Origin of the sequence: Streptomyces brasiliensis, assembly GCF_014647875.1 — a bacterium.
Taxonomy (GTDB): domain Bacteria; phylum Actinomycetota; class Actinomycetes; order Streptomycetales; family Streptomycetaceae; genus Streptomyces; species Streptomyces brasiliensis.
Window position 1 is genome coordinate 55,955 of sequence record NZ_BMQA01000017.1, and the last position, 26,164, is coordinate 82,118.

At 71.3% G+C, this 26,164-nt stretch carries 26 protein-coding genes and 4 pseudogenes; 16 read left to right on the top strand and 14 right to left on the bottom strand.

Translation table 11 applies throughout. The annotated features are described in order from the left end of the window. Nucleotides 1-38: 38 nt before the first annotated feature. Together IEZ19_RS52635 and IEZ19_RS24630 are read right to left on the bottom strand one after the other, a co-directional pair. The gene (locus IEZ19_RS52635) at nucleotides 39-167 is read right to left on the bottom strand and encodes an MFS transporter small subunit (RefSeq protein WP_268248662.1); all 129 of its coding nucleotides are present in this window, start codon (nucleotides 165-167) and stop codon (nucleotides 39-41) included. Then, nucleotides 142-1,470 carry an OFA family MFS transporter gene (locus tag IEZ19_RS24630; RefSeq protein WP_189313466.1) on the bottom strand — a complete coding sequence of 443 codons (1,329 nt, stop codon included), beginning with the start codon at nucleotides 1,468-1,470 and terminating at the stop codon, nucleotides 142-144. Before IEZ19_RS24630 ends, IEZ19_RS52635 begins: the two co-directional genes overlap by 26 nt. A gap of 224 nt (nucleotides 1,471-1,694) precedes the next feature. Between IEZ19_RS24630 and IEZ19_RS24635 the strand changes: the two genes are divergently transcribed. The 3 genes and pseudogenes from IEZ19_RS24635 (at nucleotide 1,695) to fdhD (ending at nucleotide 4,043) form a co-directional block, all read left to right on the top strand. Then, on the top strand, nucleotides 1,695-2,666 hold the full coding sequence (locus IEZ19_RS24635; protein WP_189313467.1) for a 2-dehydropantoate 2-reductase: 972 nt from the start codon (nucleotides 1,695-1,697) through the stop codon (nucleotides 2,664-2,666). Between the two features lie 180 nt (nucleotides 2,667-2,846). Continuing rightward, nucleotides 2,847-3,188 (top strand): annotated as a pseudogene (locus IEZ19_RS24640) (4Fe-4S binding protein); the annotation flags it as partial. A 6-nt stretch (nucleotides 3,189-3,194) separates the two neighbouring features. Continuing rightward, nucleotides 3,195-4,043: a formate dehydrogenase accessory sulfurtransferase FdhD gene (gene fdhD / locus IEZ19_RS24645; RefSeq protein ID WP_189313468.1), complete on the top strand. Its 849-nt coding sequence runs from the start codon at nucleotides 3,195-3,197 to the stop codon at nucleotides 4,041-4,043. Nucleotides 4,044-4,054: 11 nt separating this feature from the next. Here the strand turns inward: fdhD and IEZ19_RS24650 are convergent, their stop codons facing one another. Next, a complete protein-coding gene (locus IEZ19_RS24650) occupies nucleotides 4,055-4,867 on the bottom strand; it encodes a LysR family transcriptional regulator (protein ID WP_189313469.1) in 813 nt (270 codons plus the stop codon). Nucleotides 4,868-5,000: 133 nt separating this feature from the next. On the opposite strand from IEZ19_RS24650, the gene IEZ19_RS24655 reads away from it, so the two are divergent. Next, entirely contained in the window at nucleotides 5,001-5,726 is a 726-nt protein-coding gene (locus tag IEZ19_RS24655; RefSeq protein WP_229840690.1) for an SDR family oxidoreductase, read from the top strand. A gap of 52 nt (nucleotides 5,727-5,778) precedes the next feature. On the opposite strand, the pseudogene IEZ19_RS24660 reads toward IEZ19_RS24655, so the two are convergent. Together IEZ19_RS24660 and IEZ19_RS24665 are read right to left on the bottom strand one after the other, a co-directional pair. Then, a pseudogene (locus tag IEZ19_RS24660) lies at nucleotides 5,779-6,305 on the bottom strand (isochorismatase family protein). 19 nt (nucleotides 6,306-6,324) lie between these two features. Beyond that, nucleotides 6,325-6,762: a MarR family winged helix-turn-helix transcriptional regulator gene (locus IEZ19_RS24665; protein ID WP_189313470.1), complete on the bottom strand. Its 438-nt coding sequence runs from the start codon at nucleotides 6,760-6,762 to the stop codon at nucleotides 6,325-6,327. Nucleotides 6,763-6,912: 150 nt separating this feature from the next. Here IEZ19_RS24665 and IEZ19_RS24670 point away from each other — a divergent pair. The 3 genes and pseudogenes from IEZ19_RS24670 to IEZ19_RS24680 all read left to right on the top strand — a co-directional run. Continuing rightward, nucleotides 6,913-7,206, top strand: a pseudogene (locus IEZ19_RS24670) (quinone oxidoreductase family protein); the annotation flags it as partial. A 109-nt stretch (nucleotides 7,207-7,315) separates the two neighbouring features. After that, nucleotides 7,316-9,193, top strand: coding sequence for a sialidase family protein (locus IEZ19_RS24675; RefSeq protein ID WP_189313471.1), 1,878 nt, complete (start codon nucleotides 7,316-7,318; stop codon nucleotides 9,191-9,193). A 98-nt stretch (nucleotides 9,194-9,291) separates the two neighbouring features. Further along, nucleotides 9,292-9,609 (top strand): SAM-dependent methyltransferase, encoded by a 318-nt coding sequence (locus tag IEZ19_RS24680; RefSeq protein WP_229840697.1) that lies wholly within the window; start codon nucleotides 9,292-9,294, stop codon nucleotides 9,607-9,609. Between the two features lie 83 nt (nucleotides 9,610-9,692). Here the strand turns inward: IEZ19_RS24680 and IEZ19_RS24685 are convergent, their stop codons facing one another. Continuing rightward, entirely contained in the window at nucleotides 9,693-10,706 is a 1,014-nt protein-coding gene (locus tag IEZ19_RS24685; protein WP_189313555.1) for a bile acid:sodium symporter family protein, read from the bottom strand. Between the two features lie 174 nt (nucleotides 10,707-10,880). Here IEZ19_RS24685 and IEZ19_RS24690 point away from each other — a divergent pair, with 174 nt between their 5' ends. After that, on the top strand, nucleotides 10,881-11,765 hold the full coding sequence (locus tag IEZ19_RS24690) for a LysR substrate-binding domain-containing protein (protein WP_189313473.1): 885 nt from the start codon (nucleotides 10,881-10,883) through the stop codon (nucleotides 11,763-11,765). Nucleotides 11,766-11,784: 19 nt separating this feature from the next. Here the strand turns inward: IEZ19_RS24690 and IEZ19_RS24695 are convergent, their stop codons facing one another. Further along, complete coding sequence (locus tag IEZ19_RS24695; RefSeq protein ID WP_189313474.1) at nucleotides 11,785-12,765, bottom strand: Lrp/AsnC family transcriptional regulator; 981 nt, start codon at nucleotides 12,763-12,765, stop codon at nucleotides 11,785-11,787. Nucleotides 12,766-12,875: 110 nt separating this feature from the next. On the opposite strand from IEZ19_RS24695, the gene IEZ19_RS24700 reads away from it, so the two are divergent. From IEZ19_RS24700 to IEZ19_RS24710, 3 genes are all read left to right on the top strand, one after another. Next, the gene (locus tag IEZ19_RS24700) at nucleotides 12,876-14,360 is read left to right on the top strand and encodes an MFS transporter (protein ID WP_189313475.1); all 1,485 of its coding nucleotides are present in this window, start codon (nucleotides 12,876-12,878) and stop codon (nucleotides 14,358-14,360) included. Nucleotides 14,361-14,754: 394 nt separating this feature from the next. Next, the gene (locus tag IEZ19_RS24705; RefSeq protein ID WP_189313476.1) at nucleotides 14,755-16,581 is read left to right on the top strand and encodes an AMP-dependent synthetase/ligase; all 1,827 of its coding nucleotides are present in this window, start codon (nucleotides 14,755-14,757) and stop codon (nucleotides 16,579-16,581) included. A gap of 95 nt (nucleotides 16,582-16,676) precedes the next feature. After that, a complete protein-coding gene (locus tag IEZ19_RS24710; RefSeq protein WP_308428996.1) occupies nucleotides 16,677-17,513 on the top strand; it encodes an aldo/keto reductase in 837 nt (278 codons plus the stop codon). Nucleotides 17,514-17,606: 93 nt separating this feature from the next. Here IEZ19_RS24710 and IEZ19_RS24715 read toward each other — a convergent pair whose 3' ends face one another. Continuing rightward, nucleotides 17,607-18,218: a hypothetical protein gene (locus tag IEZ19_RS24715; RefSeq protein WP_189313477.1), complete on the bottom strand. Its 612-nt coding sequence runs from the start codon at nucleotides 18,216-18,218 to the stop codon at nucleotides 17,607-17,609. A gap of 220 nt (nucleotides 18,219-18,438) precedes the next feature. On the opposite strand from IEZ19_RS24715, the gene IEZ19_RS24720 reads away from it, so the two are divergent. Further along, nucleotides 18,439-19,137, top strand: a complete 699-nt coding sequence (locus IEZ19_RS24720; protein WP_189313478.1) for a glycoside hydrolase family 75 protein — start codon at nucleotides 18,439-18,441, stop codon at nucleotides 19,135-19,137. A gap of 60 nt (nucleotides 19,138-19,197) precedes the next feature. Here the strand turns inward: IEZ19_RS24720 and IEZ19_RS24725 are convergent, their stop codons facing one another. Together IEZ19_RS24725 and IEZ19_RS53550 are read right to left on the bottom strand one after the other, a co-directional pair. Further along, a complete protein-coding gene (locus tag IEZ19_RS24725) occupies nucleotides 19,198-19,899 on the bottom strand; it encodes an SDR family oxidoreductase (RefSeq protein ID WP_189313479.1) in 702 nt (233 codons plus the stop codon). A gap of 97 nt (nucleotides 19,900-19,996) precedes the next feature. Beyond that, a pseudogene (locus IEZ19_RS53550) lies at nucleotides 19,997-20,134 on the bottom strand (DUF397 domain-containing protein); the annotation flags it as partial. Here IEZ19_RS53550 and IEZ19_RS24735 point away from each other — a divergent pair. Beyond that, on the top strand, nucleotides 20,133-20,657 hold the full coding sequence (locus IEZ19_RS24735; protein ID WP_189313480.1) for a GNAT family N-acetyltransferase: 525 nt from the start codon (nucleotides 20,133-20,135) through the stop codon (nucleotides 20,655-20,657). The pseudogene IEZ19_RS53550 and the gene IEZ19_RS24735 sit on opposite strands and share 2 nt — an antisense overlap. A gap of 16 nt (nucleotides 20,658-20,673) precedes the next feature. Here the strand turns inward: IEZ19_RS24735 and IEZ19_RS24740 are convergent, their stop codons facing one another. Then, nucleotides 20,674-21,564 (bottom strand): class I SAM-dependent methyltransferase, encoded by an 891-nt coding sequence (locus IEZ19_RS24740; RefSeq protein WP_189313481.1) that lies wholly within the window; start codon nucleotides 21,562-21,564, stop codon nucleotides 20,674-20,676. Nucleotides 21,565-21,686: 122 nt separating this feature from the next. Here IEZ19_RS24740 and IEZ19_RS24745 point away from each other — a divergent pair, with 122 nt between their 5' ends. Beyond that, the gene (locus IEZ19_RS24745; RefSeq protein WP_189313482.1) at nucleotides 21,687-22,475 is read left to right on the top strand and encodes a phytanoyl-CoA dioxygenase family protein; all 789 of its coding nucleotides are present in this window, start codon (nucleotides 21,687-21,689) and stop codon (nucleotides 22,473-22,475) included. A gap of 18 nt (nucleotides 22,476-22,493) precedes the next feature. Here the strand turns inward: IEZ19_RS24745 and IEZ19_RS24750 are convergent, their stop codons facing one another. The 3 genes from IEZ19_RS24750 to IEZ19_RS24760 form a co-directional block, all read right to left on the bottom strand. Next, nucleotides 22,494-22,946 (bottom strand): helix-turn-helix transcriptional regulator, encoded by a 453-nt coding sequence (locus IEZ19_RS24750; protein WP_308428997.1) that lies wholly within the window; start codon nucleotides 22,944-22,946, stop codon nucleotides 22,494-22,496. 187 nt (nucleotides 22,947-23,133) lie between these two features. Continuing rightward, the gene (locus IEZ19_RS24755; RefSeq protein ID WP_189313483.1) at nucleotides 23,134-23,883 is read right to left on the bottom strand and encodes a class I SAM-dependent methyltransferase; all 750 of its coding nucleotides are present in this window, start codon (nucleotides 23,881-23,883) and stop codon (nucleotides 23,134-23,136) included. Between the two features lie 5 nt (nucleotides 23,884-23,888). After that, nucleotides 23,889-24,194 (bottom strand): 4a-hydroxytetrahydrobiopterin dehydratase, encoded by a 306-nt coding sequence (locus IEZ19_RS24760; RefSeq protein WP_189313484.1) that lies wholly within the window; start codon nucleotides 24,192-24,194, stop codon nucleotides 23,889-23,891. 175 nt (nucleotides 24,195-24,369) lie between these two features. On the opposite strand from IEZ19_RS24760, the gene IEZ19_RS24765 reads away from it, so the two are divergent. Continuing rightward, nucleotides 24,370-25,179: a helix-turn-helix domain-containing protein gene (locus IEZ19_RS24765; protein ID WP_189313485.1), complete on the top strand. Its 810-nt coding sequence runs from the start codon at nucleotides 24,370-24,372 to the stop codon at nucleotides 25,177-25,179. Between the two features lie 98 nt (nucleotides 25,180-25,277). After that, a complete protein-coding gene (locus tag IEZ19_RS24770; protein WP_189313486.1) occupies nucleotides 25,278-26,141 on the top strand; it encodes a Sco1979 family transcriptional regulator in 864 nt (287 codons plus the stop codon). The last annotated feature ends 23 nt before the right edge of the window (nucleotides 26,142-26,164 follow it).

The following is a 26,164-nucleotide window of genomic DNA, read 5'->3' on the forward strand; positions in this document are numbered from 1 at the left end:
TCGGACGCCCGACCTTTTGGTGTCCCCTCAGGCCCGCCTCAGCCGGTGAAGAGCTGCGTCGCCTTCTGCACGAGTTCGTACAGCCCGTAGGCGAGTGGTGCTCCCACCCACAGCCAGGCGAAGGCGATCAGGCCACGGCGGCTAGGCGGACTGGTGTCGGTCGACATCGGCTCCCTCCTTCGGTGCGGGTACGTGGTGCTTCGAGTGGACGGGGCGGACCAGTTCGTTGGCGACGAAGCCGACGACGAGCAGTCCGATCATGATGGAGAACGACAGCCCGTACAGGGACGAGCCGTGCTTGCCTGCCTCCTCCTGGCGGTCGGCGATCCAGTTCACGATCAGCGGTCCGAGCACGCCGGCGGTGGACCAGGCCGTCAGCAGCCGGCCGTGGATCGCGCCCACCTCGTAGGTACCGAACAGGTCCTTCAGATAGGCGGGGATCGTCGCGAAACCGCCGCCGTAGAAGGAGAGGATCACGAGCGCGCACAGCACGAACAGCGGCTTGGACGAGTCGCCGAACAGGGCGATGATCAGATATGTCACCGCACCGACGCCCAGGTAGACGCGGTAGATGTTCTTGCGTCCGATCAGGTCGGAGGTGGACGACCAGCCGATCCGGCCCGCCATGTTGGCCGCGGACAGCAGTGCCACGAAACCGGCGGCGGCGGACGCCGAGACCGGTGTGGAGGAGTCCGCGAAGAAGTCCGTGATCATCGGGGCGGCCTTCTCCAGGATGCCGATGCCCGCCGTCACGTTCATGCACAGCACGAGCCACAGGCACCAGAACTGCGGGGTGCGCACCGCACTGCGGGCCGACACCTGCACACCCTCGAAGGCGCTCGGCCCGCTCGCGACCGGCTTCTCGGTGCGCGGCACCCGCACGAGCAGCACGCCGAGCGTCATGAAGACGGCGTACGACAGCCCGTGCACGAGGAAGGCGAGGGCGATCCCGGAGTGGTCGCTGCCGAACGACTCGAGCATCTGCGCCGACCAGGGCGAGGCGATCAGCGCGCCGCCGCCGAAGCCCATGATGGCGATTCCGGTGGCCATGCCGGGCCGGTCCGGGAACCACTTGATCAGCGTGGAGACCGGCGAGATGTAGCCGATGCCGAGACCGATGCCGCCGACGAAGCCGTAGCCGAGGACGATCAGCCAGTACTGCTCGGTCTGCGCGCCGAGCGCGGAGATCAGGAAGCCCGAGGAGAAGCAGATCAGGGCGACGGTCATGGCCCAGCGCGGGCCGTTGCGTTCGACGAGCGTGCCGCCGAAGGCGGCCGACAGGCCGAGCATCACGATGGCCAGCTGGAAGGGGAGCGCGCTCTGGGTGCCGTCGAGGCCGAGCGCGGATTCCAGGGGCGGCTTGAACACGCTCCATGCGTAGGCCTGGCCGATGGAGAGATGGACGGAGAGCGCGGCGGGCGGGACCAGCCAGCGGCTCCATCCTCGCGGTGCGACAGGGGGGCTGCTCATGATCCCGGACCGTAGGTCTGGGCAGGGGCGTTGAGAAGCCGTCGGGTCGACCGTATGCGATGAACGGTATCCAGAATGCGATGAACGGTCACCGCCGGGACTCTTGTCGACGCTCTTCCCATACTGTAGACAATATTTCGTCGACAAGATTCACCCTACGCGATTCCCCCTGCGCAGATTCCCCCCACCTCCGCGGTATCCCTCAAACCGAACGGAGTGTTCCCGTGAAAGTCGCAGTCCTCGGCGCCGGTGCGATCGGCGCCTATGTCGGTGCCGCTCTCCACCGTGCGGGCGCCGACGTCCATCTCGTCGCCCGTGGACCGCATCTGGCGGCCATGAGGCAGTACGGCGTCCAGGTCCTCAGCCCGCGCGGCGACTTCACCGCGCGCGCCCACGCCACCGACGACCCCACCGAGATCGGCCCGGTCGACTACGTCTTCCTGGGCCTCAAGGCCAACTCGTACGCGGCGTGCGGGCCGCTGATCGAGCCGCTGCTGCACGAACGGACGGCCGTGGTGGCGGCCCAGAACGGCATCCCGTGGTGGTACTTCCACCGGCACGGCGGACCCTACGACGGCCACCGTGTCGAGAGCGTGGACCCGGACGGCGCGGTCAGCGAGGTACTGGCGCCCGAACGGGCCATCGGCTGCGTGGTCTACGCGGCCACCGAGCTCGAAGGGCCGGGCGTCGTACGGCACTTGGAGGGCACCCGGTTCTCGATCGGCGAGCCGGACCGCAGTGTCTCCCCCCGCTGCACGGACTTCAGCGAGGCCATGCGGTCGGGCGGGCTGAAGTGCCCGGTCGAGCCCGACCTGCGCAACGACATCTGGCTGAAGCTGCTCGGCAACATCTCCTTCAACCCGATCAGCGCGCTGGCCCGGGCCACCATGCGGCAGATGTGTCTGCACGGCGGAACCCGCCAGGTCATCGAGATCATGATGCGCGAGACGCTCACGGTCGCGGAGGCCCTCGGCTGCGAGGTCGGCGTCTCCATAGAACGCCGCCTGGCGGGCGCGGAGAAGGTCGGCGACCACCGCACGTCCACGCTCCAGGACCTGGAGCGCGGCAAGCCGCTCGAACTCGACGTGCTCCTCGCCGCCGTCGTCGAACTGGCCGGGATCACCGGCGTGGAGGTGCCCACCCTGCGCACCGTGCACGCCATCTCGGACCTGCTCGCGCTGCGGAGCGCCGCGTGAGCCGACCGGCCACGAGTACTTCCACCCGCCCCACCCGTCCGCTGGTCCGGGACGCGCGCGACGCGCCGTTCCGGCCGGCGGCGCGGGTCGCGGCCCTGGACCCGGTGGCCACGGGATTCGCGCGCTCGCACGGGGCGTACGGCATGCGCGCCCGCCCCCGCGCCACCGACGGAACGACCTGTCTCGGGGCGCGGCTCCGGCACCCGGACCGCGGCGGCGTACGACGCCCCGCTGCCGGGATCCGCCTGCGTGTTCTGCGGGAACTGCGGCGAGGCGTGCCCGACGGGCGCGCTGTCGTTCCGGTCGGAGTTCACCCTGCGTGCGGCGGGTACGTGGCACGAGACGCGGCAGACCGCGGCGACGACGGTGCGCGGGCAGTGGACGGTGGGCTGCGGCGTCACGCTCCACGTGCAGGACAATGAGACCGTGAAGGTCACCTCCCCGCTCGACGATCCGGTGACCCACGGCAATCTCCGCATCAAGGGCCGATTCGGCCACCAGCACCAACAGAACCGGGGCTGATCAGGAATGGGACGAGTCACGGAACGACGCAAGGTGATCCGCATCCGGGACGGGGCGCTGAGCACCCGACCGGACACGCTGGTGGCCGAGGAACCCCTGGAGATCAGGCTCAACGGCAACCCCCTGGCCATCACGATGCGCACGCCGGGCGACGACTTCGCCCTGGCCGCCGGCTTCCTGGTGAGCGAGGGTGTGCTCGCCGAGTCCGGGGACCTGCAGAACATCGTCTACTGCGCGGGCGCCACCGTGGACGGCTCGAACACGTACAACGTGGTGGACGTGCGGACGGCACCGGGGGTGGTGATCCCCGACATCACGCTCGAGCGGAACGTGTACACGACATCGTCCTGCGGGCTGTGCGGCAAGGCGAGCCTGGACGCGGTCCGTACGACCGCCCGCTGGCCGATCGCCGACACTCCCCCGGTCCGGGTGGACACCAAGCTCCTCGCCGGCCTGCCCGACCGGCTGCGGGCGGCGCAGCGGGTGTTCGACCGGACCGGCGGTCTGCACGCGGCGGCCCTGTTCTCCGAGCACGGGGAGCTGCTGGACGTACGGGAGGACGTGGGCCGGCACAACGCGGTGGACAAGCTGGTCGGCCGTGCCCTGCAGAGCGGTGACCTGCCGCTGTCCCGCACGATCCTGCTGGTCTCGGGGCGGGCCTCCTTCGAGCTGGCGCAGAAGGCCGTGATGGCGGGCATCCCGGTGCTCGCGGCGGTCTCGGCGCCGTCGTCGCTGGCGGTGGACCTGGCCGCCGAGACCGGGCTGACGCTGGTGGGCTTCCTGCGGGGCAGCTCGATGAACGTGTACGCGGGCGAGGACCGCATCGCGCTGCACACGGCCGCCGCGCACGGCTGACGGGCGGCCCCTCAGCCCTGGTCCTGTGCGATCTTCGCGAACGCGGTGATCAGGGGTGAGCGGCGGCCCTCCTCCCAGGCGAGGAACACCTGGTCGGGCTCCGCGTCGGACACGGGCACGTAGGCGATGTCGGGGCGGGAGTACTGCTCGGCGATCGACGTCGGCACGAGCGTGATGCCCGTCCCCGCTGCCACGTGCTCGAACTTCTCCTCGATGGTGCGGATCGGCACGTCGTCGGGCCCCGGATCGGAGTAGCGCAGCCAGGCCTCGCCGTCGAGGTCCGACACGGCCAGCTCCTGCTTGCCCGCGAGCCGGTGGTCGGCAGGGAGCATCGCCACGCGGGCCTCGCTGAACAGCGGCAGCAGCCTGAGCCCGCGCTCGTCGATCGGCCGGCGCAGGTACGCGAGGTCTACGGTCCCGTCGAGGATCAGCCGCTCCTGGTCGTCCCACTCCACACGCCGGGCCTGGACGTCGACACCGGGGTGGGCGGCCTTGAAGGCGCGCAGGGTGTGCGTGACGACGCCTGCCCGGAAGCCCACGACGAACCGGCGCGGGCCGCGCGCGGCCCGGTGCACCCGGCGCCGGGTGGCGTCCGCGGAGGCGAGCAACTGACGGGCGTCGTCGAAAAGTTGACGCCCCGCGGACGTCAAGGTGACACCATGACTGTCGCGTTCGAAGAGCGTGGTGTCCAGGTCCTTCTCCAGCGCCCGGATCTGACGGCTCAGCACCGGCTGCGTGATGTGCAGACGCTCGGCGGCGCGGCCGAAGTGCAGCAGTTCGGCGACCGCCACGAAGTAGCGGACCTTCCGCAGGTCGAGGTCCATCCGAGCCCCTTCCGCCGACCGGTGGCGATGCCTTCAGGGTATCGCCACGGCCACAAGAGGTGTTGGACGGCGAGGTGCCCGCGGGCGCAGCCTGGACGACGCCGGACAGGGGGTCCGGCAACGATCGGAAGGCATGGACATGGGCCTGCGAGGACAGCGGATCGTGGTCGTCGGCGGTACGTCGGGCATCGGCCTGGCCGTCGCCGGGGCGGCCGCCCGGGAGGGCGCGGACGTCGTGGTCGCCTCCCGCCGCCGGGAGAGCGTGGACGCCGCGCTGAAACAGCTGCCGGAGGGCGCCGAGGGACTCACGCTCGACGCGACGGACGAGGACGAGGTGCGCGCCTTCTTCGAGCGGGTCGGCGCCTTCGACCATCTGGTGTACACGGCGGGCGAGTCGCTGCTGATGGAGAGCCTGGCGGAGTCGGACCTGGCCCGCTCGAAGCGGTTCCTGGACACCCGGCTGTGGGGCGCCTACTCGGCCGTCAAGCACGGCGCCCCCTTCATCCGCGAGGGCGGTTCCGTGGTGCTGACCACCGGCAGTGCGGGCCGGCGCCCACGGCCGGGCACGACCGTCGCGGCAAGCCTGTGCGGGGCGATGGAGTCGCTGACCAGGGCGCTCGCCCTGGAGCTGGCGCCGATCAGGGTCAACGTGGTCTCCCCCGGTGTGGTACGCACCGATCTGTGGCGGGCGCTGTCCGAGAAGGACCGCGGCGGCCTGTTCGAATCCACCGCCGCCGCACTGCCCGTGGGCCGGGTGGGCGCGCCGGAGGACGTGGCGGAGGCGTACCTGTACCTGATGCGTGGCGGCTACAGCACCGGTTCGGTGGTGGACGTGGACGGCGGCGGGCTGCTGGTCTGAACGGTCGGGGGCTCGCGAAGCACGCCCCGGCCGCGCTCACGCCGTTGATCCGTCAGGGCTTCGCGAACACCGCCTCCGCCGCACTCACGACCGTGCCCAGCCTGGGAAAGTCGAGCCGCACCGACGCGTCGTGCTCGGCGGCGGTGAGCGCGGCCATCGCGTCCTCGACGAAGACGAGGTCGTAGCCGAGGTCGCCGGCGGCGCGGGCGGTGGACTCCACGCGAGGTTGGTGGCGATGCCGCCGAACACCAGCCGGGTCACCCCGCGTTCGCGCAGCCGGGCGTCGAGGTCCGTGCCCTGGAAGGCGCCGATGGTCCGCTTGACGACCTCCACGTCCCCGTCCTTCAGCAGCCCCGCGACCAGCCCGCTGCCGGGCGGCTGTTCGGCGGCCCCGGGGCGCTCCCCGCGGACGAGCACGACGGGCGCGCCGGCGGAGCGGAACGCGACCGCCAACTCCTCGGCGGTGGTGAGGACTTCGGTGCCCTTTCGGGGCTCCAGGGGCAGCGCGACGATGCGGTCCATCAGGTCGACGAGAACGAGGGCGGTGTGCGCCGGATCGAGCGGGAGAGGTGCGGTCATGACGGAACGTTAGCCGCCGTCAATCGTCCGTACCGGAAATCCGGATCAACAGGCCCATGAACTGGTCGCGTTCGGCGGCCGACAGCGGGGCGAGCAGTTCGTCGTTGGCAGCGCGGGCCACCTTCTCGCAGCGCCTGAGCAGCCGCCCGCCCTCCGCGGTGAGCGAGACCGCGTTCTTGCGGCGGTCCCCGGGGTCCGGTGCGCGGACGACGAGGCCGGAGGCCTGGAGGTCGTTGAGGACGCCGACCAGGTCCTTGGGGTCGAGTCCGATGCCACGGCCGAGGTCGGCCTGGGCGACGGGCGCGAGATCGCGGACGGCGGAGAGCACCACGTGGTGCCACGTCTTCAGCCCCTCCGCGGCGAGTGCCCGTCCCACCAGACCCCGGCCGCGTGCGGCCGCCCTGCTCAGCAGCCAGCTGGGCAGTGAGCGGATCGCCAGGAGGGGTGCTTCGGCCATGGACACACCCTAACGAAGGAGTCGTTGGACTTCCCCACGACCTCCGATACCGTTGGAGCTCCCAATGATTTCTGGAGGTGCGATGCGCCGCGTCCGGTACGAGTCCGTCGACGGCCCCCTGTTCCTGGGGGAGTCCCCCCTCCCCGAACCGTCGCGGCGCCGGCACCGGGCGGGCGGCTGGTGGCGTACAGCTCGGGCGGCGGGACCGTCTCGGCGTACGACCTGCTCGTGGGCGCCAAGTCGGTGATCGGGTTCGGAATGGCCCGGATAGCGCACGGAAAGCCGGAGTCGTACGAGCGGCAGCGGCAGGAACTGTGGCGGCTGTTCGCCGACGGGGCCCCGCGACCCGCCGTGCACGACGAGTTCGCGCCGACGGATACGGCGAAGGCGCACGAGGTGATCGGATCGCCGCGCGACCTCGGCAGAGTGGCGCTTCGCCCCTGAAGTCCCCGCACGCTTCTTGTGGGGTGACTGTGACCCAACTAACGTCTGTGAAGCGCACGTTGGACATGGGATGTCCAGATGTCCTGACGCATGAAGGGCAGGTCGCACCATGCCGTCAAGTCTCAGCGCACGCCTGAGAACCACCTTGGCCGCCGTCCTCGTCACGGCGGCCGCACTGTTCGCACTGCCGCATCCGGCGCACGCCGCCGAGCCGGCCGCCGACAACCCCGACTTCTCCCAGCAGATCATCTTCAAGGCGTCCCAGGACCCCGGTTACGCCTGCTTCCGCATCCCGGCGATCGTCCGGACCACCGACGGCACGCTCCTGGCCTTCGCCGAGGGCCGGGTCCTCAACTGCGGCGACGCCGCCGACATAGACATCGTGCTCAAGCGCTCCACCGACGGTGGCCGCACCTGGGGCCCGCTCCAGGTGGTCAACAAGGGCGCGGGCGACACCCACGGCAACCCGGCGCCGATCGTGGACCGTGACACCGGCCGCATCGTGCTGGCGGAGACCTACAACACGGGCCGTACGGACAGCGCCAGTTGCCAGGTCCCCTGCGACCGCACCCCGCATCTGCAGTACAGCGACGACGACGGCCTGACCTGGTCCGCGCCGCGCGACCTGAGCCCCGAGATCCTGCCGCCGAACTGGAACTCCTGGTACGCGACCGGCCCGGTGCACGGGATCCAGCTCACCCGCGGCAGGTACGCCGGCCGACTGGTCTTCGGCGTCAACACCGAGACGTGGGACGGCACTCGGGTCAGCGCCAACCACGCGGCGCTGATCGTCAGCGACGACGGCGGCCACCACTGGCGGATCGGGGCCACGGACAGCTGGCCGATCGCCGCCGACGGCACCTTCCGGCAGAAGCCGTCCGAGCTGACGCTCACCGAGCGGGTCGACGGCTCGGTCCTGGTCAGCGGCCGCGAGCAGGACGGCACGGACCTCGGCCACCGAACCCAGGCCGTCAGCCGTGACGGCGGCACGAGCTTCACCGCGCCCTTCCGCGACCAGCCGGACCTCTACACGCCCCAGGTCCAGGGCTCGATGCTGCGGCTCGGCGGCCGCATCCTGCTGGCCTGCCCGGCGGACCCCGACCGCCGCCGCACCATGATGATCCGCTCCAGCTACGACGGCGGGCGCACCTGGGACAGCGTGGACCGCGGCACCGTCGTCACGACGGACTGGTCCGGCTATTCCGACATGGTGCGCACCGGGCCCGAGTCGGTGGGGCTGATCTACGAGGGCGGCGCGGTCGACGCACGTGACGAGATCCGCTTCGCCCGCTTCACCGAGGACTGGCTCCAGCCGCGCCGCGGCCCCGACCCCACCACCGCCGACCTGGCCCCGCACGCCCGTCGCGCGTCCGTCCTCGGCGGGGCCACCGAGACGCGGGGCGTGTCCGGCGGCGCCCTGCAGTTCGACGGTACCGACGACGCCGTACGCCTGCCGTACGACGACCGGCTGCCGCTCGGCACCAAGGACTTCACCGCGTCGCTGTGGTTCCGCTACTCGGCCACGACCGGCGAGCAGCCGCTGCTGTGGATGGGCGGCATCGGCACCACCCAGCCGCAGGTCTGGCTGCGCGGCGAGCCCGACAGCGACCGGGTGCGCGGACTGATCACCGTGCGGGACGGAAAGACCGACGTGCGGACGGTGGCCGTGAGCACCACGGGTGCCTACAACGACGGACAGTGGCACCACCTGGTGCTGCGCCGGGGCGGGGGGCAGTTGACGCTGTTCATCGACGGCACCGCCTCGTCCGTCGCCGACGTCACCGGCTCGGTCAGCCGCAACTCGCCGTTCGGCGTGCACATCGGCCAGCGCATGGACAGCCGCGCCTTCTTCACCGGCGCGATCGACGAAGTCCACGTCTGGGACCGGGCGTTGACCGACGCGGAGCTGTCCGATCCGCAGGCGCTGCGCGCCACGAGGAACAGCGTGCTGTGGCTGCCTCTGGACCGGGTGAGCGGCGGCCACTGACCCCGGCCCGCATGCACGACCGACCCCGGCCCTCGCCGCCGCACCGTTCACCGCCGTACGACTCACCGCCCTCCCGGCCGACCACGAGCGTGAGGGCGGTGAGCGCCCCGGTGCGATACGACTCGCACCGGGGCGCGCGGCATCAGGCATCCCCCGTCAGTACGCCCGCGCTGCCGAACCAGACACGGTCCACCCTGCCGGACGTACCCCGTCACCTCGGGCCAGGACACGTCCGCAAGGGCGGGATCCCCGCCCAGGTGCGGTCCGAGGCCGAGTTCGAGGCCCTCTTCGGCGGCCTCGAGCTGGTGGAACCGGGGATCACGCCCACGTACCGCCGGCACCCCGACGGCCCGCTCGAGGAGGACGAGACCGACGGGACGACGTCGATGTACGCGGGGGTCGCGGTCGAGAAGTGACGGTCGTCAAGAAGTGACGGCCCTCAGGACGTCACCTGTGCAGCGGCGTGACCTCGACCGGTCGGCACCCAGACCCGTCCGCGTCAGCGCGAGCGGTTCCCCGTGCCGACCGCCGTCCGTGAGCGGGCGACCGGCGCCGCCGGTGACGCCGTCGCCTCCGGGTCGTGGGAGCGGCGCTTGGCGATGACCGCGCAGACCATGAGCTGCATCTGGTGGAAGAGCATCAGCGGCAGCACGGCGAGGGAGGCGTGGGCGCCGAACAGGACGCTCGCCATGGGCAGTCCGGAGGCGAGGGACTTCTTCGAGCCGGCGAACTGGATGGCGATCCGGTCCGCCCGGCCGAAGCCCAGCACCTTGCCGCCGTACCAGGTCAGGGCGAGCATCAGGGCGAGCAGGGCGGCCTCGACGACGAGCAGTCCGCCCAGCCGTGCGGGGCTCACCTGGTGCCAGATGCCCTGGACCACGCCCTCGCTGAACGCGGTGTAGACGACGAGCAGGATCGAGCCGCGGTCGACCAGACCGAGCACCTTCCGGTGCCGGGCGACGAACGGGCCGACCCAGCGCCGCAGCAGCTGTCCGGCGACGAACGGCACCAGGAGCTGGAGCACGATCCTGATCAGCGAGTCGGCCGAGAAGCCGCCGCCGCTGTTGCCGAGCAGGGCGGCCGCGAGCAGCGGTGTGAGCACGATGCCGACCAGCGAGGAGAAGGAGCCTGCGCAGATCGCGGCGGGTACGTTGCCACGGGCGATCGAGGTGAACGCGATCGACGACTGGATCGTGGACGGCACGAGGGTGAGGAACAGCAGCCCCTGGTAGAGGGGGTGGGTCAGGAACACCGGGACGAGTCCGCGGGCGGCCAGACCGAGCAGCGGGAACACCACGAAGGTGGCGGCTAGGACGGTGACGTGCAGGCGCCAGTGCTTGAGACCTTCCAGCGCCTCTCGGGTGGACAGACGGACACCGTAGAGGAAGAACAGGAGGGCGATGGCGGCGGTGGACGCGCCGGAGGCGACATCCGCGGCGGTGCCCCGGGCGGGCAGGAGCGCGGCCAGACCCACCGTCCCGAGCAGCAGCAGGATGTACGGGTCGACCGGCATCCAACGCGGCCAGTGCAGGCGTTTCACGGTGCTCCACTTGCTGTTCGTCACGAGTGTCGTATCCAGGTCGTTCCGGGGCCCGGACGGCCCCTCCCCATCGTCCTCCTCGGACGCGCGATCGGGAATCCGTCATACCACTCTGACTGTTATCGCGTTCTGCGATAACCTATGGCCGTGTACGACCCCACGCACCTGCGGACGTTCCTCTCGGTCGCCCAGACGCTCAGCTTCACGCAGGCCGCCAAGCGGCTCGGGCTGCGCCAGTCCACCGTCAGCCAGCACGTACGGCGGCTGGAGGACACCGCCGGGCGGCAGCTGTTCTCGCGCGACACCCACTCCGTGGAGCTGACCGAGGACGGGGAGGCCATGCTCGGCTTCGCCCGCCGGATCCTGGAGGTCCACGAGCAGGCGACGGCGTTCTTCACCGGCACCCGGGTGCGCGGCCGGCTGCGGTTCGGCGCCTCGGAGGACTTCGTGCTGACCCGGCTGCCGGAGATCCTGGAGGGCTTCCGGTACGACCATCCCGAGGTCGACCTGGAGCTGACGGTCGAGCTGTCCGGCACCCTGCACGAGCAACTGGCCGCCGGGAAGCTGGACCTGGTCCTGGCCAAGCGCCGCCCGGAGGATCCGCGCGGTGAGCTGGTCTGGCACGACCGGCTGGTGTGGATCGGCGCGGAGCGACTGCGCGTGGACCCCGACCGCCCGGTGCCGCTCATCGTGTTCCCGCCGCCGGGCATCACCCGCGCGCTGGCCCTGGAGGCGCTGGAGCGGCAGGGCCGGGAGTGGCGCATCGTGTGCACGAGCGGCAGCCTCAACGGGCTGATCGCGGCGGCCCGGGCGGGCCTCGGCGTGATGGCGCACTCGCGCGGCCTGGTGCCGCCCGGCCTCGCCCCGGTGCCCGAGCGGACGGGGCTGCCGGAACTGGGCGCGGTGGACTTCGTCCTGGTGCACGGGCACCGCCGCACGTCCGCGCAGGAGGCGGCGGGCGCCCTGGCGGCGGCGATCCTCGCGGGCGGCAACCGGCTGAAGACCATCGGCCGGTCCCCCGGCATCCGCTGAAGCGCGCCGTCCGCCCCCGTCAGCGCGGCCGCTGGTACGTCAGCTGCTTGACCCGGCGCAGGAACGGCATCGACTCCACGTGCTGGACGCCCTCCAGCCGGCCCAGCGGCCCGCTCAGGTAGGCGTACAGGCCCGCCGTGTCCGGGAACACGGCGGTGACGACGATGTGCGACGGCCCGGCCGTGGCGGCGGCGAAGGCGACCTCCTGGTGCGTGGCCAGCGCCTCGCCGACGGAGTGCACCGCCGCGGGCGAGGTGGTGATCCACAGCAGGGCGGCGACGGGGTGGCCGAGGACCTCGGAGTGGTACTCGACGTCGATGTAGACCGCGCCGGAGGCCAGCAGGGCCGCGAGGCGGCGCTTGACGGCCGACTCGGACCGGCCGGTGGCGCGCTGGAGTTCGGGGTAGCTCGCGCGGCCGTCGCGCTCCAGAGCGGCGAGCAGCGGCTCGTCCTCCGGTTCGAGGCGGGCCGGACCGGCCGGCGGCCAGGTGCCGGGGCGCAGGGCCGCCTCCTGCTCCGCGGTCAGCGCCCCGAACTTGCGGGACCAGCCGGTCGGACCGCCGTAGAAGCGGTGCAGGAGCTGCTGGGCGCGGATCTCCACGACGCTCGGGGTGCGCGGCAGCTTCCCGAGCAGGAGGTCGTCGTGCTCTCCGGGGCTGCGCGGCCGGGTCATGCAGGCGATCTCGGTGCCGCCCGAGGCGAGCCCTATCCACTGGGTGTCGGGGCGCTTGGCGAGGGCGTCGGCGATGACGGTGGCGCTGTCGGGTGTGCAGCGCAGCCTGAGCATCCACTGGTCCCGGCCGAGCGCCGCCGCGTCGCGCACCGCGACGACCCGCAGCCCGGCCTCGGCGCTCAGCCGGCGGAAGCGCCGGGCCACCGTCTGGTCGGAGACACCGAGCACCTGCCCGATGCGGCTGAAGGAGGCCCGGCCGTCGATCTCGAGCGCGCACAGCACCTGCAGATCCAGTTCGTCCAGCGTGTCGGATTTCAGCACCGGCATGGTTCCTCCCGTCGGATTCCGGCGCACGGGGGGGTCCGTACCACCCCGATCCGCCGTGCCGTACGCATCGTACGGAGCGATACGCATCCGTCGTACAGGGAGTTGAGGACATGCGTACATGGGGGCCGCTCACGGCGGTGTGTCTGGGCACGTTCATGTTGTTGCTGGACGTGACGATCGTGGTGGTGGCGCTGCCGGACATCGCGGCGGCGCTGCACGCGTCGATGAGCGATCTGCAATGGGTGGTGGACGGGTACGCGCTCGCGCTGGCCGCGCTGCTGCTGGGGGCCGGGGCCGCGGCCGACGTCCTGGGGCGGCGCACGGTGCACGTCGTGGGGATCGTGTTGTTCGCGGTGGCGAGTCTGCTGTGCGGCGTCGCGTCCGGGCCCGGCATGCTGGTGGCCGCCCGGGCGCTGCAGGGGATCGGCGCGGCCGGGATGTTCGCGACGACACTGCCGCTGCTGGCCTCGGCCTACCAGGGGCGGCAGCGGTCGGCGGCGCTCGGTGTGTGGGGCGCGGTGGGCGGCGCTGCGGCGGCGGTCGGCCCGGTCGTCGGCGGGCTGCTGACGGGAGGGCCGGGCTGGCGGTGGATCTTCTTCGTGAACCTGCCGGTGAGCGTGGCCGCGGTGTGGCTGACGCTGCGGGCGGTGCCGGAGACGCGGGGGCCGGCCGGGATGCACGTCGATTGGGCGGGCACGGTGACGTTCGCCGCCTTCGCGGGCGGGGCGACGTACGCGGTGGTGCGGGCCGGTGAGGAGGGCTGGGGCGAGACCTGGACGCTGGGCTCGTTCGCCCTCGCCGCGCTGGCCCTGGTGTGCTTCGTGCTGGTGGAGCGGCGGACGGCGCATCCGCTGTTCGACCTGGCGCTGCTGCGGTCGCGCGCGTTCGTCGGCGTGATGGTGGGCTCGCTGGCGTTCAGCGGGGTGGCGTTCGGCGTACTGACGTACGAGTCGATCTGGATGCAGACGCTGCTGGAGATGAGCCCGGTGCGCGCGGGCCTGACGCTGCTGCCGCTGACGGGTGCCTCGATGGTGGTCTCGGTCCTGGTCGGGCGGCTGCTGCACGGCGTGCCGGCGCGGCTGACCGTGGGCGGCGGGCTGCTGCTGGTCGGCTCGGGCAACCTCTGCCAGTCCGTGCTCGACGCGGGCTCCGGCTGGACGGCGCTCACGCCGGGACTGGTCCTGGTGGGCATCGGCACCGGTTTCGTGGCGCCGACGGTCGCCGGTGCGGCGCTGGCGGCGGTGGCGCCGGAGCGGTCCGGGATGGCGGGCGGCGCGGTCAACACCCTGCGGCAGCTGGGGTACGCGCTCGGGGTCGCCGTATTCGGCACCGTCCTCACGTCCCGCATGGCCGAGACGCTCCCGCACGACGCGGCGCACACGCTCGCGGGCGGCGGCGCGGGAGCGCTGCGCAGGGCGTTCCCCGGGCACGCCCTGCGCGAGGCCTTCGCCTCGGGCCTCGACTCGGCCCTGGTGGTCGCCGGTCTGACGGGCCTCGTCGCGGGCGGCGCGGTGCTCGTCCTGGTCCGCAGCCCGAAGGCCGGCACGGAGGCCGAGCCGGAAGTGGTCGGGAAGACGGTGGCGTCGCGCGGTTGACCGGCGACGATGCGGGGAAGAGTCGGCTCCGGGGCGTCCTGCGCGCTCCGGAGCCGCGCACTTTCCGCCGTAAATACGCTGCGCGACGTATTGGCGGCGGGTCCGGCCTCGCGCAAAATGAGCGGTCCGAATACCGATGGCACGGACGGTCGAGGCCGTAATCGCCGCGTACAGATTCGGTGGAGATTGCGGCGCAGAAACCTACGGAACCGTAAGGATTCTGACCGACCCTTCCCCATCTACGGGCATTTTCCGGGCGCTGACCAGTGGAGATCCCGGATGTGCCCGAATTCCGGCCCCCTCCCGCCCGGTGTCCGGGTGGGGTAGCTTTCACGGCGCTGTGAGGAGCGCCACTGAAGAGCGCCACTGGAGAGCAAGGAGCGGGGAGCGGGGATTGCGCGAGTTCACCAACCCTCCGTTGGCGTCGGCACCGCCGGTGGGCGGACTGGCCGATGCCGTCTACGAGCATGCCCTCCAAGACCCTCTCCGCGTCGCGTTCGGACGCAAGGACGAAATCGGACAGTGGCGGGACGTGACCTCCGCCGAGTTCCGTGACGAGGTCCTCGCCCTCGCCAAGGGGCTGCTCGCCCGCGGCGTACGGTTCGGCGACCGGGTCGCCATCATGTCCCGCACGCGCTACGAGTGGACCCTGTTCGACTTCGCGCTGTGGTCCATCGGTGCCCAGGTCGTGCCGGTCTACCCCACGTCGTCGGCCGAGCAGTGCTTCTGGATGCTGTACGACGCGGAGGTCTCGGCGGCGGTCGTGGAGCACGAGGACCACGCGATGACGATCGCCACCGTCATCGACCGGCTCCCGAACCTGCGCGAGCTGTGGCAGCTCGACTCCGGCGCCGTGCAGGAGCTGTACGACGCGGGGGCGCACCTGGACGACGACGTCGTCCACCGGCACCGGCAGGCGGTCACCCCGGACTCGATCGCCACGATCATCTACACCTCGGGCACCACCGGCCGGCCCAAGGGCTGTGTCATCTCGCACGGGAACTTCATGTTCGAGGCGGACACGGTCGTCCAGCGCTGGGAGCCGGTGTTCCGCTCGAAGAAGGGCGACGAGGCGGCCACCCTGCTGTTCCTGCCGCTGGCGCACGTCTTCGGGCGCATGGTGGAGGTCGCCGCGTTCCGCGGCCGGGTCCGCTTCGGGCACCAGCCGCAGCTGAACGCGGCCGCCCTGATGCCCGACCTGCTGGCCTTCAAGCCGACGTTCATCCTGGCCGTGCCGTACATCTTCGAGAAGGTGTTCAACGGGGCCCGGCGCAAGGCCGAGAAGGAGGGCAAGGCCGGGCCGTTCGAGAAGGCCGTCGACATCGCGGTGAAGTACGCGGACGCGGTCGAGGCGAAGGCCTGGGGCATCGGGCCGGGCCCGTCGGCGGGGCTGCGCATGCAGCACCAGTTGTTCGACAAACTGGTCTACAACAAGGTCCGCGCGGCGATGGGCGGCCGCATCCGCAACGCAATGTCCGGCGGCTCGGGCATGGACCGCCGGCTCGGCCTGTTCTTCGCGGGCGCGGGCGTGCCGATCTACGAGGGGTACGGCCTCACCGAGACGACGGCGGCGGCCACGGCCAACCCGCCCGAGCGCACCCGGTACGGCTCGGTGGGCCAGGCCATCCCGGGCGTCACCGTGCACATCGCGGACGACGGCGAGATCTGGCTGTACGGCGACAACGTCTTCCAGGGCTATCTCAACAACCAGAAGGCCACCGACGAGACCCTGCACGACGGCTGGCTGGCCACCGGTGACCTGGGCTCCCTGGACGAGGACGGCTATCTGACCATCACGGGCCGCAAGAAGGAGATCCTGGTGACCTCCGGCGGCAAGAGCGTCTCCCCCGGGATTCTGGAGGAGCGCGTCCGGGACCATCCCCTGATCAACCAGTGCATCGTCGTCGGCAACGACCGGCCGTACGTCGCCGCCCTGGTCACGCTCGACCTGGAGGCCGTGGAGCACTGGCTGCAGATGCGCGGCAAGCCGCAGCTGTCCCCGGCGCAGCTGGTCCGCGACCCCGATCTGGAGACCGAGGTGCGGCGCGCGGTGGTCGCCGCGAACACGCTGGTCTCGCAGGCCGAGTCGATCCGTACCTTCCGGATACTGGCGCAGCCGTTCACCGAGGAACACGGCCTGCTGACACCGTCGTTGAAGCTGAAGCGCAAGGCGATCGAGAAGGCGTACGAGAACGAGGTCGAGGCGCTGTACCGGGCGTGACGCCGGTGAATTCCGCGGTCAGGAATGCACAATGGCTCGTGATCGTTGACGATTGGGGTAATAACACCTGTCGACAACCGAAGGATCAAGAGCTCGTGAGCAGCACGGTCCCCCCGAAAATCCTCAACAACGGCGTCGAGATGCCCCAGCTGGGCTTCGGCGTCTGGCAGGTGCCGGACGACGAGGCCGAGCGGGCGGTGGCCACGGCGCTCGAGACCGGTTACCGCAGCATCGACACCGCGGCGATCTACGGCAACGAAGAGGGCACCGGCCGGGCCATCGCCGCCTCCGGTGTCGCCCGCGAGGACCTCTTCGTCACCACCAAGCTCTGGAACGGCGACCAGGGGTACGACGCGACGCTGCGCGCGTTCGACGAGTCCCTGGCGAAGCTGGGCCTGGACTACCTCGACCTGTACCTGATCCACTGGCCGCTGCCGGCCCGCGGCAAGTACGTCGACACGTACAAGGCGTTCGAGAAGCTGCACGCCGACGGCCGCATCCGCGCCATCGGCACCTCCAACTTCCTTCCCGAGCACCTGCAGCGACTGATCGCGGGGACCTCGGTCATCCCGGCGGTCAACCAGATCGAGCTGCACCCGCACCTGCAGCAGCACGCGGCGCGCGAGTACCACGCCGAGCAGGGCATCGCCACCGAGGCCTGGTCACCGCTCGGCCAGGGCAAGGGCCTGCTCGAGGTCCCGGCGATCATCGCCATCGGCCAGAAGCACAACCGCACCCCGGCCCAGGTCGTGCTGCGCTGGCACATCCAGCTCGGCAACATCGTGATCCCGAAGTCCGTGACGCCGTCGCGGATCCGGGAGAACATCGAGGTCTTCGACTTCATCCTGGACACCGAGGACCTCGCGGCGATCAGCGCCCTGAACGAGGGCCGTCGGATCGGCCCCGACCCGGCGACGTTCGACGTCGGCTGACACCCGCCCCGACAGGGTCGTACGCCCCGTCGGAAGTTCCGTACGACGGGGCGCAGGTATGAGGAAGAGCCGCCGACTCCCCTGTGGACGACCTCAGTAGGGGTGCACGTCCGCGTGCACGACCTCGAACTCCTCCAGCCCGACGACGGCTACGTGCGCCTTGGCGGCGCCCTCGTGACGCGCCGCCGCCTGGATGGCGCGGGACGCGGCGAGCGAGTCGCGGTCGACGAACAGGGAGCAGACCATGCCGCTCCCGCGTTCCCGGTCCACGAACAGGGACGCGCGGGCCAGTCCCCGCAGGGGGTCGAGGCGGGGCACCACGGTCGCCCGGAACGTGTCGGCGAGCAGATCCGTGTCGGCGGGGTCGAACTCCAGTCTGCTGACGCGCAGTCCACCGCCCGCACGCGGCTGCTGGACCGGATGGAAGACCGCCACCTCGTAGTTGTGGACGGACACGGTGCCCGCGAACGGCTCGAGGAGACCCGCGCGCCGTTCGCGCATCACTTCGTCACTGTTGCGCCTGCCCTCCTCGGTCTCCCACCAGCTGACCGCGAGGAGCTTCCCGAGATCCCGGTCCACGAAGACGCCGGAACCGCGGTAGCCGGGGCGGTCCTCCAACAGGTCCCGGCCTTCCGTGTTCAGGGCACGGACGGCGGTGTCGATCTTCGCGGGATCGCCGGTCGCGTAGACGGTTCGAACGAACATGGCGCCTCGCCTCCCCGGGGGCTGCGTGACTGACCGTAAGGGCTAATTCGAGTTGAATTTTCATAATGTCCGATATTTCCTAGTGTTCTCTCCGCCGTGAACCGTCGCAAACGCCGCGGAGGAATCCCGTTCGCGGCAGGGGCCTTGACGGGGCCATGTAAAGAACGACACCTTGTACCGCACCGGTAAGGAAACTTTCCTAACAGAAGGGTCCCCCACAGTGCGCATGCGACCACTGACCCTCGCCGCGGCCTCCGGGGCCGCACTGCTCGCCGCCGGAGTACTCCCCGCGACCGCCTCCGGCGCCTCCACGACTCCCACATCCACCCAGGAGGGCACGGTCAGCGCGGCCGACCTGCTCGCCAAGGTGACGTCCTGCCAGCAGATCTCGAACGGCAAGTACCGCACCGACGAGGAGACCTCGGCCACGATCCCGGTCTGCGGCAAGAACGGCGCGGTGTTCTGGAAGGCCGACATGGACATCGACTGCGACGGCCGGCGCACCTCGAACTGCAACGAGGACACCGACCCCTGGTACCAGGACGACACGGCGTTCCACCAGTCCGACGGCCAGCCGCTGCGCGCCGACACACTGCCGTACGTCGTGGTCCCCAGCTCCAGCGGCATATGGAACTACTCCGACGCCGGCATAAAGGGCGGCGGGGTCGTCGCCGTCATCTACAACAACAAGGTCGAGTACGCGGTCGTCGGCGACACCGGTCCCACGCAGATCGTCGGCGAGGCCTCGTACGCCACGGCCCAGGCCCTGGGCATCGACCCCGACCCGGAGACGGGCGGCGCGGAGTCGGGCGTGACCTACATCCTGTTCAAGAACTCGAAGGTGTCGCCGATCGAGAGCCACAGCGCGGCGGTGACTCTGGGCGACCAGCTGGCGAAGCAGTTCCTGCAGAGCAACTGAGCGGACGGCACGGCAGGGCCCGGTACCGAGCGCGGCACGCTACCGGGCCTTGCGCGCGGGTCAGTTGGGCTGCCCGATGGGCCGTACGACGACGGTGTTGACGTCGACGCCGTCGGGCTGCCGGACGGCCCAGACGACCGAGTCGGCGATCTGGTCGGCGGTGAGGAGATGACCGGGCGGCAGACTCCCGTAGCTGTCCCAGAAGGGAGTCTCCACACGCCCGGGCGCGATCAGCGTGACGCCGACACCGAACTCGGTGACCTGACGCCGGGTGTTCTCGGCGAGCCCGGTGACGGCCCACTTGGTGGCGCCGTAGATGTTCCCGGGCGTGTTCACGAACCCGGCGACGCTGCCCACGAGCACGATCCGCCCCCGTGTCTCCTTGAGGGCGTCGATGGAGGCACGGATGAGCAGCGCCGGCCCGAGGACGTTGGTGAGCACCATCTCGGTCCACCCGGCCGGGTCACCCTCGGCGACCGAATCGTGGGTGGCGAACCCGGCGTTGGCTACGACGGTGTCCAGTCGGCCGTAGGCCTTGAGCGTGGTCTCGACGGCGGCGCGTACGTCGTCGTACTCGGCGGTGTTGCCGGTGACGGTCAACAGCCCGTCGGGATTGCCGAGTCGGTCGGCGAAGTCCCGAAGCCGCGCCTCTCCGCGACCGGTTACGGTGACCCGGTGCCCGGCGTCGAGCAGTTGCCGCGCGACGGCGGCGCCGATCCCGCTGCCGCCGCCGGTGATGAGCGCGACCGGTGAGTCGGTCATGGTGGATGCCCCCTGCGTTCGTTCGGTGAACGACCGTGAGTCCATCATTTCGAGCGCTCTCGAAGTCAAGTCCGTGGTCGGTCGCGGCGTAGGCGATGAAGGCGGTCCATCGGCTTGGGGGGAAGGTGAGTTGGGGGCCGTGGTGGTGCTTCGAGTCGCCTCTGTGGACGGTGGGGTGGTGGCGACCTCTACGCAGGCAGCGCCGTCGGGGGTGCTGAGGATAGAGTCGGGCCATGCCCGAGCTGAAGCGGCTGCATGCCGGCCTCGCCCCGGCGGTCCTCGCTTTCGAGTTGGCGAACCGCGCCTACTTCGCGGCCTCGGTCTCCGATCGCGGCGACGACTTCTTCGACCGATTCACGGATCGGTACAACGCGTTGCTGGCTGAACAGGAGGCCGGCATCTGCGCGTTCCACGTGCTCGTCGCGGAGGACGGCTCGGTCCTGGGCAGGTTCAACCTGGTCGACATCGAGGACGGCACCGCGGAACTCGGCTACCGGGTCGCGCAGCACGTCGCCGGCCGCGGCGTGGCGACCGCGACCGTCCGGGAGGTGTGCCGCCTGGCGGCGGCGCGGCACGGGCTGTCCACGCTGCGGGCGGCCACCGCACTCGAGAATGCCGCGTCCCAGAGGGTGCTGACCAAAGCCGGGTTCGTCCCGATCGGCCCGGCTGACCCGGCCCACCTCGGCGGCAAGCCGGGCACCTGGTACCAGCGCGACCTGATCCGGCCCGAGGCACGTCCCCGGATCGCCACCGGGTGACCGACGGCACCCAGAGCTACACGGGCCGTACCGCCGTGTGCACCGTGTACGCCGACAGCACGAACAGGTCCGGGCGGTGGTGCACGCTCGCCGGGTCGTCCGGGTCGAGGAGACGGTCCACCGTGGCGCGGTCCTCGGCGTCCAGGCTCTCGGTGAAGCTGTCGCGGACGCGGGTGTAGGACGCGGCCACATAGGCGCGGACCCGGTCGGAGGGCGGTGCGGGCAGGTCGAGGAGGAAGCTGCGGGTGCGGGTGTATTTGAGACCCGCGGCCGTCAGCAGCGCCGGCCAGTCCTCCGTCACCGCGACGCTGTCGGGCAGGTCGGCCCGCATACGGGCGAACCACTCCTCCTGCACCGTGTCGATGCGCGCCTCCAGACCCGGCCGGCCGATCCCGATGTCCCGGGGCAGGAAGCGGTGGGGCAGGCCGCCCTCCAGGAGGGCCAGGGTGCCACCGGGCGCCAGCCGCCGGCCGAAGGCGGCAAGCGCGGCCCGCTGGTCGCCGAGGTGGTGGAGGCTGCGGCTCGCCCAGAGCAGGTCGGCCGGGTACTCCAACTCGTCCAGAACACCCGGGAGTTCTCCCGCCAGCGTGCCGAAGCGGTCCGCGACGCCCCGGCGCGCGGCACGGGCCCGGGCCCGCTCGAGCAGCGGCTCGCTGCCGTCCACCGCCATGACCCGCGCGCCCGGGAACGTCTCGGCGAACAGGCATGACACGACGCCCGGCCCGCTGCCCGCGTCGACGATCAGCCCCGGCTCGGTCACCTCCTTCGCCAGCCAGGCCAGGGCCTGCTCGTACATGGGCAGGCCCAGCTCGGCTTGCGCCTCCAGCAGCTGGGCCATCTCTGCCCAGTCGATGTCGGTCGTGTCGCCGTCGTGATCGTGGCGATGGTGGTGAGGGTGGTGCGCCATGGGGTCAGCCTCTCGTCCGTGTGCCGCCAGCCTGCGACGGCACACCGGCTGCGGGCCAGTCCTGTTGCGGGGGCGGCAAAAAGCGGATGCGGTCCGGACCGCTCATCGCCCACGATGGCTCGATGAACGACGGACTGGTGGAGCGTTTCCTCGACGACGGGTTCGTGAAGATCGAGGGCGCCTTTCCGCCGCGCGTCGCCGAGGACTGCGCGCGGCTGCTGTGGCGCGAGACGGGGTACGACCCGGACGATCCCGGCACGTGGAAGGACCCTGTCGTGTGGGTGGGTGACATGGCGCAGGGGCCGTTCGCCGCCGCCGTCAACTCCCCTGTTCTTCACCAGGCGTTCGAGCTGCTCGTGGGGCCGGGGCGGTGGGTTCCGCGCTACTCGCTGGGCAGTTTTCCGCTACGGTTCCCGCACCCGGACGAGCCGGACGACGCCGGGTGGCACATCGAGGGGAGCTATCTGCCCGAGAGTTCCGAGGGTGCCGAAGGCGTAACGCTCTGGCACGCGAACCTATGGTCCCGGGACCGCGCCCTGCTGATGCTGTTCCTCTTCAGCGAGGTCACGGAAGCCGACGCCCCGACCCGTATCCGCGTCGGCTCGCATCTCGACGTCCCGCCGGTGCTGGAGCCGTACGGCGAGGAAGGGGCCTCGTTCCTGGAACTCGGTCCGAAGGTGGCGGCGGCCTCCGCCGGACGGCGCCTGGCATGGGCCACCGGTCGCCCCGGTGACGTCTACCTCTGTCACCCCTTCCTCGTCCACGCCGCCCAGCCCCACCACGGCACCCGGCCCCGCTTCATGGCGCAGCCGGCGCTGCTTCCGGCGGTCCCGTACGAACTGGATCGGCCCGACCTGACGTACTCGCCGGTCGAGGCGGCGATCCGCCGAGGTCTGTCCCCCAGTGACTGACCCCCCGGGAACCGCCCGTCAGGCCTGACCGCCGTACCTCCCGGCCGGCTCCGTCACTGTTCGCTTGATCCTTTCTCGAAGTTCGGGCGGCGCGAGGACCTCGATGTCCGTGCCCAGGCGCAGGAATTCGGCGTAGGCGTGGTCGAGGGACTCGACGGGGACCGTGGCCCGGGTCCAGCCGGCTTCGTCCGCCGGCCCCGTCCGTACCTCCCGGGCGAGCGTCACGCCCGGGGCCAGTCGCACCAATGCCTCGCCGCGATACGGACGGTCGTGGAAGTCACGCTGGTACGTCTCCCGGCACGCGGCCAGGTCGAACCCTTCGGGCCGGGTGAACCCCTCGGGCGAGGCGGTGAGTTCCAGGATCTTGTCGACGCGACAGGTGCGCGGTCCCGGGCCCGCCACGACGTACCAGCGGTTCGACCGGGAGACCGCGCTGTGGTCGCTGAACCGGTCGTTCAGCCGCAGCGGCAAGCTGTTCCCGCCGGTCGTCGGCCGCCTCGTGGGCGTCCGGGGCGTGCTCCACGGCGACGAAACCCCGACGGCGAGGACGTCCGGGTCCGGTTCGTCCGGACCGGGGTCTCGTCCCGCGGGGCCCACTGGGAGCAGGCCTTCTCCGTCGACGGCGGGCGGACCTGGGTGACCAACTGGATCATGGACTTCAGCCGGCCTCCGGCCTCCTGAAGCACCGCAGGGTGAAGCGGGGGTCGGGCCGGGGGCGGTCCTGGTCGGGGAGGGTGGCCAGGCGGTCGGCGTAGGTCTCCGTGCGGGGGTCGCCGGGCGGTAGCACGGTGAACCAGCCGCGGCGCAGGTCAGCGATCGTGCGCCGGGGGCTGCGGCCCTGGCCGAGGCCGACGAAGGACGCCCGGCCGGCGGGCAGCAGGCCGTGTTCGGCGGCGTGTGCGGCCACGGTCGCGCAGGCGTCACGGGCCGGGCGGCGTGGCCGTGGGGCCATGACGGAGTCTATGTCGCTGCCCACGTCGTGCGCGGCGGCCTTGTCGACCGTGGTGACGTACACACCGCCCGGCCGCAGCACCCGCGCGCACTCGGCGACGACCGCGCGGACCTCGGCGGGGTCCTCCAGCAGATGCAGCAGCCAGATGCTGGTCACCGCGTCGAACGTGCCATCGGAAAAGGGCAGTCGACGGCTGTCCGCCAGCAGGATCGCGCCGGGCAGGCGGGCCGCCGCCATCCGCGCCATGCCGGCTGTGAGGTCGCACCCCGTGACCTGCAGGCCGGGGCGGTCCGCCGCCAGCCGGCGGGTCACGATTCCAGTGCCGCATGCGACGTCCAGGAGGCGGCTCGCGTCGGCCGGGACCAGGCCGAGGGCGGCGTCGGCGGCCGCCCCGGCCCGCGCCTCGCCGCCGCGCGTCGCGTCGTACGCCTCGGCTTCCTTGCCGTAGTCCAGCACGGGCGTCAGCGCGCGCCGTGGCCCGGGGCGAGGTCCTCCACCCGGCGGGCCAGCTCGAAGTCCTTCTCGGTGACGGCACCGCCCACGCTGTGGGTGTTCACGGTCAGCGACACCGTGTTGTAGCCGAGGGTGAGGTCGGAGTGGTGGTCCAGCTCGTCCTGGACCTGGGCGATGTGCACAACCAGCGCCGCGGCCGCGAAGTGCGAGCCCAGCCGGTACGTGCGGGCGATACGGTCCCCGTCGAGCGACCAGCCCGGCAGCTCGGCCAGCCGGTCCTCGATCTCCTTCTGCGACAGCGGTGCGACGGTCATGGCCCGGCTCCCTTCAGGGGGTCGCGTATCTGTTCAGCCTGCCACAGGAGGCCCTCGGAGTGCCTGGCCGGAGTCCGGTGGTGGGGCATGCGCGGGGCGCGCGGGCGCACGGCCCGGCTCCCGGGCCTGATTTTACGGTCGTACCCGCGCACGCTTCTCGACTACGGTCGAAAGCATGACCATCGTCGCGTCCGCCACCGCCGGCCAGGGCGTCGGCCCGCTGCTGCGGGCCTGGCGGGAGCGGCGCCGGATCAGCCAGCTGAAGCTGGCCCTGCGCGCCGACTCCTCCGCCCGGCACATCAGCTTCGTCGAGACGGGCCGCTCCCGGCCGAGCGAGGAGATGGTGCTGCGGCTGGCGGACCACCTGGACGTCCCGGTACGCGAACGCAACGCGCTGCTGCTGGCGGCCGGTTACGCCCCGCACTACCCGGAGACCCCGCTCGCCGACCCGGCGCTGGACGCGCTGCGCGACGGCATGGAGCGGCTGATCCAGGGCTACGAGCCGTATCCGGCGCTGGTCGTGGACGCCACGTACACGGTCGTCGCCGCCAACCGGGGCATCATCATGCTGCTGGAGGGCGTACCCGATTCGCTGCTGACGCCCGCCCCGAACGCGATGCGGCTGACGCTGCACCCCGACGGTCTCGCGCCGCGCATCCGCAACCTGCGCGAATGGCGCGGGCATCTCCTCGCGCAGATGGAACGGCAGATCGCCCTGCACCGCTCGGACGCGCTGCGCGCCCTGTACGAGGAGGTGGCGGCCTATCCGGTGCCCGAGGACCGGCCGGAGGCCGAACCCGCCGAGCCCGCCGTGTACTTCGCGCTGCCGCTGCGGATCGAGCACGAGGGCCGCGTACTGTCCTTCGTGTCGTCGATCTCCACCTTCAACACGCCCATGGACGTGACCGTGGCCGAGCTGGCGATCGAGACGTTCCTGCCCGCGGACCCCGCGACTGCCAAGTACCTTCAGTCCCAGGTGGGTTGAGCCGAGCCTTGAAGCGCGAATTCCGCGGCGGACAGGTGTGCGAGACGGCATCGCGTGCCAGACTGCTCGCGTACTTCGGCGCGTAGGGGAGGCGTGGCGTGAGTGAGCGGCGGGCTGCGCCCACCGTGGGCCAAGTGGTGCTCGGGAAGCGGCTGCAGGAGCTGCGCGAGGCCGCCGGCCTGGGGCGCGACGAGGCGGCCCGGGTGCTGCGGGTGGCGTCGGCGACCGTACGGCGGATGGAGATGGCCGAGGTCGCCCTGAAGATCCCTTATGTCCAGGTGCTGTTGACGACGTACGGCGTGCCCGACGAGGAGGCCGAAGCGTTCGTCCGGCTCGCGGAGGAGGCCAACCAGCCGGGCTGGTGGCAGCGGTTCCACGACGTGCTGCCCGACTGGTTCAGCCTGTACGTGAGCCTGGAGGGCGCCGCCCGGATCATCCGCTCCTACGAACCGCACTTCCTGCCGGGCTTGTTGCAGACCGAACCGTACGCGCGTGCCGTGATGGAGGCCGGGACGATAGGGCAGATGGACCCGGCCCTGGTCGAGCGCCACGTCTCCCTGCGGATGGAGCGCCAGCGGCTCCTGGAGCGGGACGACCCGCCCCACCTGTGGGTGATCACGGACGAGACGGCGCTGCTCCGCCCGGTGAGCGGCCGTGCCGAAGTCATGCGCGACCAGTTGGACAAGCTCCTCGAGTACGCCGAGCGGGACCGGATCACGCTCCAGATCGCGGAGTTCGCGGACGGCCCGCACCCGGGGACGTACGCGCCCTTCACGCTGTTCCGGTTCGCCGAGCCCGAGCTGCCCGACATGGTCTTCACCGAGTATCTGACCGGTGCCCTCTACCTGGACTCCCGCAAGGAGGTCTCCACGCACCTTGAGGTCCTCGACCACATGACGGCGCAGGCCGCATCCGCGCAGCGGACCAGGAAGATCCTTCGGGTGTACCGCGAGAACCTCTGAGACACCGTCCCGACTCTGCCCGT

Coding starts and splice junctions, on each gene's coding strand:
- IEZ19_RS52635 (WP_268248662.1), bottom strand. CDS start 167: ATGTCGACCGACACCAGTCCGCCTAGCCGCCGTGGCCTGATCGCCTTC.
- IEZ19_RS24630 (WP_189313466.1), bottom strand. CDS start 1,470: ATGAGCAGCCCCCCTGTCGCACCGCGAGGATGGAGCCGCTGGCTGGTC.
- fdhD (WP_189313468.1), top strand. CDS start 3,195: ATGGGACGAGTCACGGAACGACGCAAGGTGATCCGCATCCGGGACGGG.
- IEZ19_RS24650 (WP_189313469.1), bottom strand. CDS start 4,867: ATGGACCTCGACCTGCGGAAGGTCCGCTACTTCGTGGCGGTCGCCGAA.
- IEZ19_RS24655 (WP_229840690.1), top strand. CDS start 5,001: ATGGACATGGGCCTGCGAGGACAGCGGATCGTGGTCGTCGGCGGTACG.
- IEZ19_RS24665 (WP_189313470.1), bottom strand. CDS start 6,762: ATGGCCGAAGCACCCCTCCTGGCGATCCGCTCACTGCCCAGCTGGCTG.
- IEZ19_RS24675 (WP_189313471.1), top strand. CDS start 7,316: ATGCCGTCAAGTCTCAGCGCACGCCTGAGAACCACCTTGGCCGCCGTC.
- IEZ19_RS24685 (WP_189313555.1), bottom strand. CDS start 10,706: ATGCCGGTCGACCCGTACATCCTGCTGCTGCTCGGGACGGTGGGTCTG.
- IEZ19_RS24695 (WP_189313474.1), bottom strand. CDS start 12,765: ATGCCGGTGCTGAAATCCGACACGCTGGACGAACTGGATCTGCAGGTG.
- IEZ19_RS24700 (WP_189313475.1), top strand. CDS start 12,876: ATGCGTACATGGGGGCCGCTCACGGCGGTGTGTCTGGGCACGTTCATG.
- IEZ19_RS24715 (WP_189313477.1), bottom strand. CDS start 18,218: ATGTTCGTTCGAACCGTCTACGCGACCGGCGATCCCGCGAAGATCGAC.
- IEZ19_RS24725 (WP_189313479.1), bottom strand. CDS start 19,899: ATGACCGACTCACCGGTCGCGCTCATCACCGGCGGCGGCAGCGGGATC.
- IEZ19_RS24735 (WP_189313480.1), top strand. CDS start 20,133: ATGCCCGAGCTGAAGCGGCTGCATGCCGGCCTCGCCCCGGCGGTCCTC.
- IEZ19_RS24740 (WP_189313481.1), bottom strand. CDS start 21,564: ATGGCGCACCACCCTCACCACCATCGCCACGATCACGACGGCGACACG.
- IEZ19_RS24745 (WP_189313482.1), top strand. CDS start 21,687: ATGAACGACGGACTGGTGGAGCGTTTCCTCGACGACGGGTTCGTGAAG.
- IEZ19_RS24760 (WP_189313484.1), bottom strand. CDS start 24,194: ATGACCGTCGCACCGCTGTCGCAGAAGGAGATCGAGGACCGGCTGGCC.
- IEZ19_RS24765 (WP_189313485.1), top strand. CDS start 24,370: ATGACCATCGTCGCGTCCGCCACCGCCGGCCAGGGCGTCGGCCCGCTG.